Source organism: Halomonas sp. I1 (assembly GCF_032334135.1).
Classification (GTDB): Bacteria; Pseudomonadota; Gammaproteobacteria; order Pseudomonadales; family Halomonadaceae; genus Halomonas.
The window spans coordinates 1-12,819 of record NZ_JAVXUS010000005.1 but is presented as its reverse complement, the minus strand read 5'-3'; the positions used below and the strand labels follow the sequence as shown (position 1 = coordinate 12,819).

Below are 12,819 nucleotides of genomic sequence, written 5' to 3'. Positions count from 1 at the left end.
CTCTGACGAGGCGACGTCTATGCTCCACAAGATGAAGGGCGGCGGCACCCTGCCGGCGCGTCCCGACACCCTGCAGATCCTCACCGGCTTGATGGGCGGCATCACTGGCATCGGCCTGGTGGCCTGGCTGACCCGGCTCACCGAGGTACCGCTGCTGATGGCCCCCTTCGGCGCCACCTGCGTGCTACTGTTCGCCGCGCCGGGGGCGCCGCTGGCCCAGCCGCGTAACGTGATCGGCGGCCATCTGGTCTCGGCGCTGGTCGGCCTGGTCGTCATGCAGCTACTGGGCACCGGACCGCTGGCCATGGCGATCGGCGTCGGCGTGGCCATCGCCGCCATGCAGGCGCTGCGCGTGGTGCACCCGCCGGCAGGTGCCAATCCGCTGGTGGTGATGATGTCCGGCGCCGTCGGCTATGACTTCCTGTTGATGCCGGTGCTGGCGGGGTCGGTGAGTCTGGTGCTGGTCGCCCTGCTGATCAACAACCTGGGTAGCGAGCGTCGCTGGCCGAACTACTGGTTGTAGGAAAGCGCAGCTTGGCCGATATCCGGATATATGGGTGAACTCGCAGGCTTGTATTGCCAGAGGTAAAGGGGATCAGGCCCGCTTCGCCCGACGACCGGACCACGGCAGACACGTGGATAATGCAAGCAGGCCGAGTGCCAGCACGGCCCCTCCGAGCACGTTGAACCCAGTGCCGAAGGTTGCACTCAGCCCCATCGCGACGAGCGCGGCACTGCCAATCTGACAGAATCCGACCAGACCCGATGCCGTGGCGGCATGTCCGTGTTCACTGGCGATGGCCCCGGATACGGCCAGCGACAATGACGAACCATTGGCCAGGCTGACCAGGCACATCGGAAGCACCACGGTCGCCGCACTTTGCCTCTCCAGAGCCACCACGCCCAGGAAGGCCATGCCGCCGAGCACGAAGCAGGCGATACCTGCGGCGACGATGCGATCATAAGGCCAACGGTCGAGCAGCCGCTTGGCCAGCAAATTGGCACCGATGATGCCGGCCGTCAGCGGCAGGTACAGCCAGCCACTTTGCTCTTCGCTCACTCCCTGGCGTGCGAACAGAAAGGGCGATTGGGTCAGATAGACGAACCAGGCGCAGTAGATGGCGCAAACCACTAGTGTGTAGCGACGGAAATGTCGATCGCGAACGACATGGCCGAATCCAGCGAATGGCGACGTCCGGGTGCGGGCCGCGTTGGGAAGCGTTTCCGGTAGTAGCGTCAGCACTATCAACAGTGCCACGGCACCAAAAGCGGCCACAAACAGGAAGTCAGCCCGCCATCCAAACACGGCGGCCAGGTGTCCGCCGATGGCCGGCGCCAGGGCCGGCGACAACGACACCAGTGGATAGACCACCGCATAGACCTTGGCTGAGGTGCGCTTGTCGCAAGTATCGGCGATCAAGGCACGCCCAATGACCAAGCCCGCCGCGGCGCCCACGGCCTCGAGGAGGCGCCACGCCAGAAATCCAGCGTAGCTCCCCGAGACGGCACACCCCAGCGAACCGATCATGTAAAGCGCGATGCCAGTCAGCAGCAGAGACTTGCGCCCATAGCGGTCCGACAAGGGTCCATAGAACAGTTGTGCCATCGCCAGTGCCAGCAGATAGAAGGAGACGGTCTGCGGCATCTGCCAGTCGGCGACACCAAATTCAGCCGTCATGGTGGGCATGGCGGGTAGATAAACGTCCGACGCGATCAGGCCGAAGGCGCTGAGCATGGCGACGGTCAGGATGAACGATACGCGCGGCATAGCATCTCCCGGCGGCCGGCATGTCGGCCGCTCATCGAATGTGCATGGGGAACGGATGCCATTGTACGAAGAGAAGCATGGTGCAAAAATGCATTGAAATGCATCTTATCCCTGCACAAATGCATCAAGGGAAGCGAATGAACTGGGACGACGTGCAACTTTTCCTGGCGGTGCATCGCGCCGGCACCCTGCGCGGGGCGGCGCAGCGTCTGGGCATCGACCAGACCACGGTGGGACGGCGCTTGACCGGCTTGGAACGGTCGCTGGGCAGCCGGCTGTTTCTGCGTACCACGGGGGGATGGACGCTCACCGATAGCGGCCGGCAAGCATTGCCCAAGGCCGAGGGCATGGAGCGACTGGCCGTTTCCTTCGAACGTCGCAGCGAAGGTGCCGACAACCGTATGGCCGGCGAGGTTCGCGTGACCACCACCGATGCGCTGGCGATGGACTTCGTGGTACCCGCGATCGAACGCCTACGCACGACGCATCCCGACATCAGCGTCATCCTGAGTACCACGACGCGACTGCTCGACCTGGCAAGACGCGAAGCGGATGTTGCCGTACGCACGCTTCGACCCGAACAGCCCGACCTGATCGTTCGACGGCTGGGTTGCTGGGAGGTAGGGCTGTACGCGACCAAGGGATATCTGGAACGGCATGGCGAGCCACAGCGCGGCGACGGCTTCGCCGGCCACGACATCGCGCTGTATCAGGAAGGGGTAACGGGGCGGCAGGACGACACCCTGACGGGAGAGCCCAGAAAACAGGGGCGCGTGGTCGCCGAGCTCGACTCGAGCTTGATGCTGGCAACCTTCGTACGCGCCGGCCTGGCGTTGGGAGAACTGCCCGATTACATCGCCCAGCGTGATCACAATCTGGTGAGGGTCTGGCCCGACCACCATCGGGCCAGACCGTACGAGGCTTGGCTAGTCCTGCACCAGGATCTGGCGCGCACCGCACGGGTCCGGGTTGTCACGGAGGCGATCTCGGACGCCTTTGCCGGTTGAATCCTCGACATGCCGATAACGCGAGCGTCGGGGTTCCCGCGATGACTGATACCCTGCCACTCGCCGCCGGGATCAGCGTCTCCCATACGACTCTCCTACTCCCCTAGGCTTTTCTGAAAAGTCGACGAGCGAAGGATAGACAAGGCAAAAATCAGTGAAAAAGCGGAGTTTACGAGCTGTAAATGAGCATTTTGAGCTGATTTTTAACGCCGTATAGCCGAGCGCAGACAGTTTTCAGACATTGCCTAGGCAGAAGCCGGCTTCATGCCCCCAGCGATTTGCGGCACCATGAAGTCCCCTTTCACCGCCGCGAAGGATTCGCCATGCTCGCCACCGCAGAGACCGCCCTGACGCCCGGCTTTATGGTGATCCACGGCAACCGCCTGGAGGATCTGCTGCGCGACCTGGCGGTGGAGTGGCTGCGCCATCATCCGCTGGGGCCGCTCGAGGATGAGGTCATCCTGGTGCAGAGCAACGGCATCAGCCAGTGGCTGAAGCTGGCGCTGGCCGCCGATCCGCCCGCGGGCGCCGGCATCGCCGCGGCGGTGGACGTCACCCTGCCGGCACGCTATCTGTGGCAGGCCTACCGGGCCGTGCTGGGGTCCGAGGCCGTACCGCCGGCTTCGCCGCTGGACAAGCCGCGGCTGATCTGGCGGCTGATGCGCCTGCTGCCGGAACTCTTGGATGACGCCACCTTCGCGCCCCTGGCGCGCTTTCTGGCCGACGATGATGACCTGCGCAAGCGCCACCAGCTCGCCGAGCGCCTGGCCGACCTCTTCGACCAGTACCAGGTCTATCGTGCCGACTGGCTGTCCGCCTGGGCCGATGGCCGCGACGAGCTGATCGATGCCCGCGGCCAGGCCAAGCCGCTGGCCGAGGACCAGCGCTGGCAGCCGGCGCTGTGGCGGCGCCTGCGCGACGACATCGGAGAAGACGGCCTCGCTACCAGCCGCGCCTGGGTGCACACCCGCTTCCTCGAGGCCTGCCGCGAGCTCACCCCAGAAACGAGGCCGGCCGGCCTGCCGCGCCGGGTGGTGGTGTTCGGCATCTCCTCGCTGCCCCGCCAGACCCTGGAGGCGCTCGCCGCCGTATCCAGGGTCACCCAGGTGCTGCTCTGCGTGCACAATCCCTGCCGCCACTACTGGGCGGACATCATCGAGCACAAGGACCTGCTGCGGGCCGCCCGCCGGCGCCAGCGCCAGCGCCCCGGCATGCCGCTGGAGCTCGACGACACCCAGCTGCACCTCCACGCCCAGCCGCTGCTGGCCGCCTGGGGCAAGCAGGGCCGCGACTACCTACGCCTGCTCGACGAGTTCGATGACCAGGACGCCTACCGGGCGCTGTTCGACGCCGAGTCGATGCGCATCGACCTGTTCGATTCGCCGCTGGAGCAGGCCGAGGCCCCGGGGCTGCTGCAGCAATTGCAGGACGACATCCTCGAGCTGCGCCCGCCCCAGGAGACCCGCGAGGCCTGGCCGGCGGTGGACCCGGCTCGCGACCCCAGCCTGCGCTTCCACGTCGCCCACAGCGCCCTGCGTGAGGTGGAGGTCCTTCACGACCAGTTGCTGGCCGCCTTCGACGCCGACCCCACCCTGCGCCCGCGCGACGTGCTGGTAATGGTGCCGGACATCGACACCTACGCCGCCGCCGTGCAGGCGGTGTTCGGCCGACTGCCGCCGGACGATCCGCGCCACATCCCCTTCACGCTCTCCGACCAGACCAGCCGCCACCGCCAGCCGCTGCTGGTGGCGCTCGAGGCGCTGCTGCACCTGCCGGAGTCGCGGCTCACGGTGAGCGACCTGCTCGACCTGCTGGAGGTGCCCGCCCTACGTGGTCGCTTCGGCCTGGACGCCGAGGCGCTACCGGTGCTGCGCCGCTGGATCGAGGGCGCCGGCATCCGCTGGGGGCTCGACGCCGAGCAGCGTGCCCGGCTCGACCTGCCCGGCGGGCTCACCGCCAACACCTGGGCCTTCGGCCTGCGCCGGCTGATGCTGGGCTACGCCGTCGGTGACACCGCGGATGGCCCCTGGCACGACATCGAGCCCTATGGCGACATCGGCGGCCTGGAGGCGGCCTTGGCCGGCCCGCTGATGGACCTGCTCGACGTGCTCGAGGCCCAGTGGCGCGCGCTCAGCGAGCCCGCCGACGTGCCGACCTGGTGCCGCCGCCTGCGCGGGCTGCTGGCCGAGTGCTTCGCCGCCGAGGACGAGGCCGACCTCGCCACCCTCAATCGCCTGGGGGAGCTGCTCGAGGACTGGCAGGAGACCACCGAGGACGCCGGCCTGACCGAGGCCCTACCGCTCTCGGTGGTGCGCGAGCACTGGCTCGGCCAGCTCGACGAGGCCAACCTCTCCCAGCGCTTCCTGGCCGGCGCGGTGAACGTCGCCACCCTGATGCCGATGCGCGCCATCCCGTTTCGCCACGTCTGCCTGCTGGGCATGAACGACGGCGACTACCCGCGCACCCAGCGCCCGTTGGACATCGACCTGATGGGCCACGACTACCGCCCCGGCGACCGCTCGCGTCGCGAAGACGACCGCTACCTGTTCCTCGAGGCGCTGCTCTCGGCCCGCGACTGCCTGATGATCAGTTGGGTCGGCCGCAGCATCCACGACAATGCCACCCAGCCGCCCTCGGTACTGCTCGGCCAGCTCCGCGACCACCTCGCCGCCGGCTGGAAGCTCGCAGGCACAGAAGAGGAAAACGACGCCGGCCAGGCGCTGGTCGACGCCCTGACCACCGAGCACCCGTTGCAGCCCTTTAGCCGCGAGTACTTTGAGACAGATAGCCCACTCTTCACCTACGCCCATGAATGGCGGGCGGTGCACGCCAACCTGCCAACAGCGCAAGGCGTCGCGGATGGCGAGCTGCCGCCGATGGCGCTGGATAACGCCCTCCCCCTGGCGCGTCTCAGTGGTTTCTTCAAGGACCCGGTCAAGGCCTTCTTCACCACCCGGCTCGGCGTCTATCTCGAGCGCGAGGCGCTGGAGAGCCCCGACCACGAGCCCTTCGCCCTGGACGGCCTGGACCACTGGCAGCTCCAGCAGGCGTTGATCGAGGCCGGGCGCCTCGCCGTGGACGAGGGCGAATCGCCGACGCCCGCCGTCCACGACACCCTGGAACGGCTGGAGCGCGAGGGCCGACTGGCCATGGGCGGCTTCGCCGAGCTGATGCGCGAGCATCTGGTCGAGCCGCTGGACAAGGTGCTCGGCGACTACGCCGAGCTGCTCGAGGCCTGGCCCCACGCCTGGGAGACGTCGGCCGCCGTGTCGCTGGAGCTCGCCACGAACGACGAACCGCTTTACATCGAGGACTGGCTGGACGGCCTGCGCGAGAACGAAGCGGGCGAACGCTGCCGGCTGGTGCTGATGACCAGCAGCCTGATCAACAAGGGCAAGTACCACTGGAAGCACTGGCTGGCCCCCTGGGTCGCCCACCTGGCCGGCCAGCTCGCCCTCGGCCCCATGACCACCGAGCTGATCTCCCGCGCCGGCGGCGGCACCCTGGCGCCGCTGGACGCGGCCACCGCCCGCACCCATCTGGAAGCCATCGCCAAGGCCTGGCGCGCCGGCATGACCGCACCGCTGCCGCTGGCCCGCGACACCGCCTTCGCCTGGCACGAGAAGGGAGGCGACGAACACGCCCTGGCCCGCGTCTTCGGCGATGAGGCAAAAGCGGAGGAAGCCGATCTCAAGGCCTGGAAGGCCGCCGTCCAGGTGTTCGAGGGCAACGACTACACCCCCGGCGAGCGCGACCGCGATCCCTACCTGGCCCGCCAGTGGCGCGACCTGGAGAGCCTGGTGCGCCACCAGGCCGCCGGCCGACGCTTCACCGAATTGACCGCGGCGCTCTATGCCCCACTGCACGATGTGGTGAAGACCAAGGGCGGCGGCGATAAAAAGAAAGGCAGCAAGGGCCAGGGAGGCAAGGCATGACGATGACGGAAGCCATGCAAGCGGCCGAGACGCCTCGGCTTGATCCCGTAGCGCTACCGCTCACCGGCAGCCGGCTGATCGAGGCCAGCGCCGGCACCGGCAAGACCTTCACCATCGCCCTGCTCTACCTGCGCCTGGTGCTCGGCCCCCGCGATGAAGCGGACGCGGCCAGCTTCCCCCGGCCGCTGACCCCACCGGAGATCCTGGTGGTCACCTTCACCAACGCCGCCACCCAGGAGCTGCGCGACCGCATCCGCGCCCGGCTGGTGGAGGCCGCCGAGGCCTTTCAACCAGGCACCAGCACGATGGAGACAGGCGGCGGAAACCCCGAAGGGGCGCCGGGGCACGCCCCGTCCCTGACAGGCGATCTCTTCGCCGAACCGGTTGTGGATAAGCCAGCACCGGACGATGAGACGCCCAGCAGCGACCCGCTGATCGCCCTGCGCGATAGCTACCCCCGCGAGAGCTGGCCGACCTGCGCCCGGCGGCTGCGACTGGCCGCCGAATGGATGGACGAGGCTGCGGTCTCCACCATCCACGCCTGGTGCCACCGCATGCTGCGCGAGCACGCCTTCGACAGCGGCAGCCTGTTCGCCCTGGAGATGTCGCTGGACCAGTCGGAGATGGACCTGGAGATCGCCCGGGACTACTGGCGCAGCTTCTACTACGACCTCGACCCCGAGGCGCTGGCGATCATTGCCCGCTACTGGACCACGCCGGACACCCTCAACGACACCACCGCCCGGCTGCGCACCCACGCTAGCGCCCTGCCCGCGGCCCCGCCGCCGGCCGAGGCGCTGGCCAACTACCGCGAGCAGCGCGCCGCGGCGCTGGCCGAGCTCAAGGCGCCCTGGCCCGCCTGGCTCGACGAGCTGGAAGCGCTGCTCGAAGAAGCGAACGCGCGCAAGGCCTTCGACGCCCGCAAACTCAATGCCAAAAATCGCGCAAAATGGATCAGTGATCTTCGCGACTGGACCAATGACCCAGAGCTTGCCGAGCCGAAGTTGACCGATAACGCCTGGAAGCGCCTGACGCCGGAGGGCATCGCCGAGATCTGGAAGGAAGACCCAGTACCGAATCTGCCAGCGCTGGAGGCCCTGGAAGCGCTGCCGGAGCGTCTCGCCGAGCTGCCCGACCCGTTCGCCGACCTGCTCGCCCACGCCGTGCACTGGATGGCCGCGCGCCGCGAGACCGTGCAGCGCCGCCGCGCCGAGCTGGGCCCCGACGACCTATTGCACCGGCTGGACGCCGCCTTCGCGGGCGAGGCCGGCAAGACACTGGCCGCGCGCATCCGCGAGCAGTTCCCGGTGGCACTGGTCGACGAGTTCCAGGACACCGACCCGGTACAGTACCGGCTGTTCGACCGGGTCTATGCGCTGGAAGAAAATAGAGACGATAGCGCAGTCTTGCTGATCGGCGATCCCAAGCAGGCGATCTACGCCTTCCGCGGCGCCGATATCCACACCTACCTCCAGGCCCGGCGCGACACCGCCGGGCGCCACGTCACGCTCGGCACCAACTTCCGCTCCGCCGCGCCCATGGTCGAGGCCGTGAACCGCGTCTTCGCCCACGCCGAGCGGAGCGAATCCGGCGCTTTCCTGTTCCGCCGCGGGAACGACAACCCGGTCCCCTTTGCACCGGTGGATGCCAACGGCCGTAAGGATGCCCTCACGCGAAACGGCGCACCCCAGCCTGCGCTGACCCTCTGGCACCTGGCCAGCGACGATACCCTGCCCAAGGGCGCCTACCTCAGCGAGCTGGCCGGGCGCTGCGCCACCGAGATGGCTGCCCTGCTGCGCGAGGGCCAGGCCGGACAGACAGGTTTCACACAAGATGGAGAGCTGCGCCCGCTGGCGCCGTCGGACCTGGCCGTGCTGGTCAACAACGCCGGCGAGGCCCGCGCCATCCGCGCCGCCCTGCTGGCCCGCGGCATCCGCAGCGTCTACCTCTCCGACAAGGAAGGCGTGTTCGAGACCGAGGCCGCCGCCGAGCTGGAGGTGTGGCTGGCCGCCTGCGCCGCGCCGGACGACGAGCGCTGCCTGCGCGCCGCCCTGGCCACGCCGAGCCTGGGCCTGAGCCTCGCCGAGCTCGACGCCCTGAATGGCGGCCCCCAGCAGGACGAGCTGGCCTGGGAAGCGCGGGTGATGCAGTTCCGCGACTACCACCGCCAATGGCAGCGCCGCGGCGTGCTGCCCATGCTGCACCGGCTGCTGGCCGACTTCGCCGTGCCCGGCCGGTTACTGGCCGTGCCGGAGGGCGAGCGACGACTCACCGACCTGCTTCATCTGGGCGAGCTGCTCCAGGAGGCCAGCGCCGAGATCGACGGCGAGCACGCCCTGCTGCGCTTCCTGGCCGAGTCTCGCGCGCATCCCCAGGCGCAGTCCGACACCCACCGCCTGCGCCTGGAGAGCGACGCCGACCTGGTGCAGGTGGTGACCATCCACAAGTCCAAGGGCCTGGAATACCCCCTGGTGTTCCTGCCCTTCATCGCCGCCTTCCGCCCCGTGAAGGACGGCGACCTGCCGCTGCGCTGGCACGACGATGACGGCCATCTGCGCCTGAGCCTGAACGTCGACGAGGCGACACTCGCCCGCGCCGACCACGAGCGCCTGGGCGAGGACCTGCGCAAGCTCTACGTCGCCCTGACCCGCGCCCGCCACGCCACCTGGCTCGGCCTGGCGCCGTTGGAGGCCATGGAACGCAGCGCCGTCGGCCACCTGATCAAGGGCGGCGAGGCACTGACGCCCGACAACCTGCGCCCGGCACTCGAGGCACTGGCCGACGAGAACGCCAGCCGCGTCACGGTGCAGGACGCCCCCGAGGCCGAGGCCACGCCGGTGGAGCTCGCCAGCGAGGACACGCCGCTGGGCGAGGCCCGCGCGCCCACCCGGGCGATCCGCGAGCACTGGTGGATCGCCAGCTACTCGGCGCTGCGCACCGGCGCCACCCCGGATGACGAGGCTGCATCGACGACCGAGGCCGAGCCGTCGCCCGAGCCCACCACCGCCGACGAGGCCACGGCGATGGAGGTGATCGACGAGCCCTTCGATGCCGCCACCGCCACGGTGAGCGAAGGCTCGCTTCACCGCTTCCCCCGCGGCCCCTCGGCGGGCACCTTCCTGCACGGCCTGCTGGAATGGGCCGGCGAGGAAGGCTTCGCCCGGGTGGCGGAGGACGCCGAGCTGCGCACCGACACCTTGGCCCGGCGCGCCAACCGCCGCGGCTGGGAGGGCCAGATCGCCGCCCTGGAACAGTGGCTGCCGGAACTGCTGACCACGCCGCTGCCGGTGCCGGATGCGGGTGATGGCGAGACCGCGCCGCTGCGCCTCGATGCCCTGAGTGACTACCGCATCGAGCTGGAATTCTGGTTCGCCGCGCACAAGGTCAACACACGCAAACTGGACGCCCTCGTAAGCGCTCACACACTCGGCGGTCGGCCCCGGCCGGCGCTCGAGCCCGACACCCTCAACGGCATGCTCAAGGGCTTCATCGACCTGGTGGTGGAGCACCAGGGGCGCTTCTACGTGCTCGACTGGAAGTCCAACCACCTGGGCGCGGACGACGCCGCCTACACCGAGGCGGCGATGGCCGAGGCCGTGCTCGAGAAGCGCTACGACGTGCAGTACTGCCTCTACCTGCTGGCCCTGCACCGGCTGCTCGAGGCCCGGCTACCGGACTACGACCTTGAGCGCCACCTGGGCGGGGCGCTCTACGTATTCCTGCGCGGCACCCGCGCGCCCTCCCGCGGCGTGCACGCCGAGCGCCCGCCGAGCGAGCTGATCCTCGCGCTCGATGCCCTGTTCCGCGCCGAGGAGGCCAACCCATGACCCCGACATCATCCAACGCCGCCCCCTTCGGTGCTCACCCCGTCGATACCGACGCCGCCCCGGAAACCGCGCTGAGCGATACCGGTGCACTGTTCGCCCTGCTCGACCGCTGGGTCGACCGCGGCTGGCTGCGCTCGCTGGACCGCGCCTTCGCCGCCTTCCTGCATCGCGAGGCGAGCCGGGAAAGCCAGGAGAATATGGAGATCGAGGTAAGTGAGGCCTCACCCCTGCTGTTGCTGGCGGCGGCACTGGCCAGCCACCAGCTCGGCCGCGGCCACGTCTGCCTGGACCTGGCCCAGACGCTGGCCACCCCGGACCTCGCACTCTCGCTGCCGCCGGAGGGCGACAGTCTGGAAGACCCGCCGCCGCTACCCAGCCGGGTGATGGCCGCGCTCGACCTCGACGCCTGGCGCGCCGCCCTGGCCGAGCCCGGACTGGTGGCCGACGGCCCCGGCAGCACCCCGCTAGTGCTCGCCGGCACCGCCGAACGCCCCCGGCTCTACCTGCGCCGCTACTGGCAGCACGAGCAGGATATCCACAGCCGGATCGTCGCGCGGCTCGGTGGAACGGATAGCGACGACGCCCCGGACGCGGCCCGCCTGCGCCCGATCCTCGACGCGCTTTTTCCAAACCCGAAGGCGACCGCAGCTCTGGATGGCCCCCCCCAGACCGCGACTATCGACTGGCAGAAGGCCGCCTGCGCCCTGGCCGGTCGCTCGCGCTTCGCGGTGATCACCGGCGGCCCCGGCACCGGCAAGACCACCACCGTGGTGCGCCTGCTCGCCCTGCTCCAGGCTCAGGCACTCGGTGAAGGCACAGACGCCCTACGCATCCGGCTGGCCGCCCCCACCGGCAAGGCCGCCGCCCGGCTCAACGAGTCCATCGCCGGCCAGGTGGCGAAGCTCGCCCTCGACGGCCTGGCCGACGATCCCGAGCGGCTGCGCAACATGATCCCCAAGGACGTCTCGACGCTACATAGATTGCTGGGCTCGCGCCCCGACACCCGCCGCTTCCGCCACGACCGCCACCACCCGCTGCCGCTGGACGTGCTGGTAGTGGACGAGGCCTCGATGGTGGACGTGGGCATGATGGCCGCGATGCTCGAGGCATTGCCGCCCCGGGCGCGACTAGTGCTGCTCGGCGACAAGGACCAGCTCGCCTCGGTGGAGGCCGGCTCGGTGCTCGGCAACCTGTGCGCCCGGGCCGAGGGCGGCCACTACACCCCGGCCACCGCCGAGTGGCTGGCTGAGGCCACCGGCCAGCCGCTGCCCGCGGAGACGCGGGACGCCGACGGCCAGCCCCTCGACCAGGCCATCGCCATGCTGCGCGTCAGCCACCGCTTCACCGCCGACAGCGGCATCGGCCAACTGGCCGCGGCGATCAACCTGGAGGCCGAGCCCGCCGCCAAGTGCAAAGCGATCGGTGACGCGCTGGGCGCCGGCTTCGCGGACCTCTCGCACCACAAGCTTTCCGCCGACGACGAGCGCGGCCTGGCCCGCCTGGCGGTGACCGGCTGCCCCGAGCGCTTTCCCGGAGCCCACAACGCCGACGCGCCGCCGGTGGGCTATCGCCACTTCCTGAGCGTGATGGCCGAGCGGCGCCCGGCCGACGACGCGGAGCAGGAACACTTCGATAATTGGGCCCGAGCGGTGCTGGCGGCCCACGGCGACTTCCAGCTGCTGTGCGCGCTGCGCCGCGGCCCCTGGGGCGTGGAAGGCCTGAACGAGCGGGTGCGACAGGCATTGGAGCGGGAAAAGCTGATCGACAGCCAGGACGGCCGCCAGCGCTGGTACCCCGGCCGCCCGGTGCTGGTGACGAAGAACGACTACGGCCTCGGGCTGATGAACGGCGATATCGGCATCACCCTGGATATGCCGCGCCCAGGCCCCGAGACAAGTGATAATAACCCCCGCCTGCTGCGGGTGGCCTTCCCCGCCGGCGACGGCACCGACCGCATCAAGTGGGTACTGCCCTCGCGTCTGCAAGCCGTAGAAACCGTCTTCGCCATGACCGTGCACAAATCCCAGGGCTCGGAGTTCACCCACGCCGCCCTGGTGCTGCCCGACGCGCCGAACCCCATTCTCACCCGAGAGCTGGTCTACACCGGCATCACCCGCGCCCGCCACTGGCTGACGCTGGTGGAAACCGGCCGCGGACAACTGATGGACGCGGCGCAGCGGCGTGTGATGCGGGTGAGTGGGTTGGTGAAGTGACCCCCTCCATAGCTGCACAGGGTATAGTGCAGTCATCAGGAGGACAGAATGAGCGACGACAACCCCATC

The 12,819-nt window shown here is 69.2% G+C and carries 6 protein-coding genes; 5 read left to right on the top strand and 1 reads right to left on the bottom strand.

From position 1 onward, the window contains the following. Positions 1-19: 19 nt before the first annotated feature. Entirely contained in the window at positions 20-523 is a 504-nt protein-coding gene (locus RSO41_RS08020) for an HPP family protein (protein ID WP_315618588.1), read from the top strand. A 72-nt stretch (positions 524-595) separates the two neighbouring features. Here the strand turns inward: RSO41_RS08020 and RSO41_RS08015 are convergent, their stop codons facing one another. Beyond that, the gene (locus tag RSO41_RS08015; protein WP_315618587.1) at positions 596-1,768 is read right to left on the bottom strand and encodes a multidrug effflux MFS transporter; all 1,173 of its coding nucleotides are present in this window, start codon (positions 1,766-1,768) and stop codon (positions 596-598) included. 137 nt (positions 1,769-1,905) lie between these two features. Here RSO41_RS08015 and RSO41_RS08010 point away from each other — a divergent pair, with 137 nt between their 5' ends. From RSO41_RS08010 to recD, 4 genes are all read left to right on the top strand, one after another. Beyond that, the gene (locus RSO41_RS08010; protein ID WP_315618586.1) at positions 1,906-2,775 is read left to right on the top strand and encodes a LysR family transcriptional regulator; all 870 of its coding nucleotides are present in this window, start codon (positions 1,906-1,908) and stop codon (positions 2,773-2,775) included. 323 nt (positions 2,776-3,098) lie between these two features. Further along, on the top strand, positions 3,099-6,710 hold the full coding sequence (recC, locus tag RSO41_RS08005) for an exodeoxyribonuclease V subunit gamma (RefSeq protein ID WP_315618585.1): 3,612 nt from the start codon (positions 3,099-3,101) through the stop codon (positions 6,708-6,710). Beyond that, positions 6,707-10,537: an exodeoxyribonuclease V subunit beta gene (recB, locus tag RSO41_RS08000; RefSeq protein WP_315618584.1), complete on the top strand. Its 3,831-nt coding sequence runs from the start codon at positions 6,707-6,709 to the stop codon at positions 10,535-10,537. Before recC ends, recB begins: the two co-directional genes overlap by 4 nt. Next, positions 10,534-12,750: an exodeoxyribonuclease V subunit alpha gene (gene recD / locus RSO41_RS07995; protein ID WP_315618583.1), complete on the top strand. Its 2,217-nt coding sequence runs from the start codon at positions 10,534-10,536 to the stop codon at positions 12,748-12,750. Before recB ends, recD begins: the two co-directional genes overlap by 4 nt. The last annotated feature ends 69 nt before the right edge of the window (positions 12,751-12,819 follow it).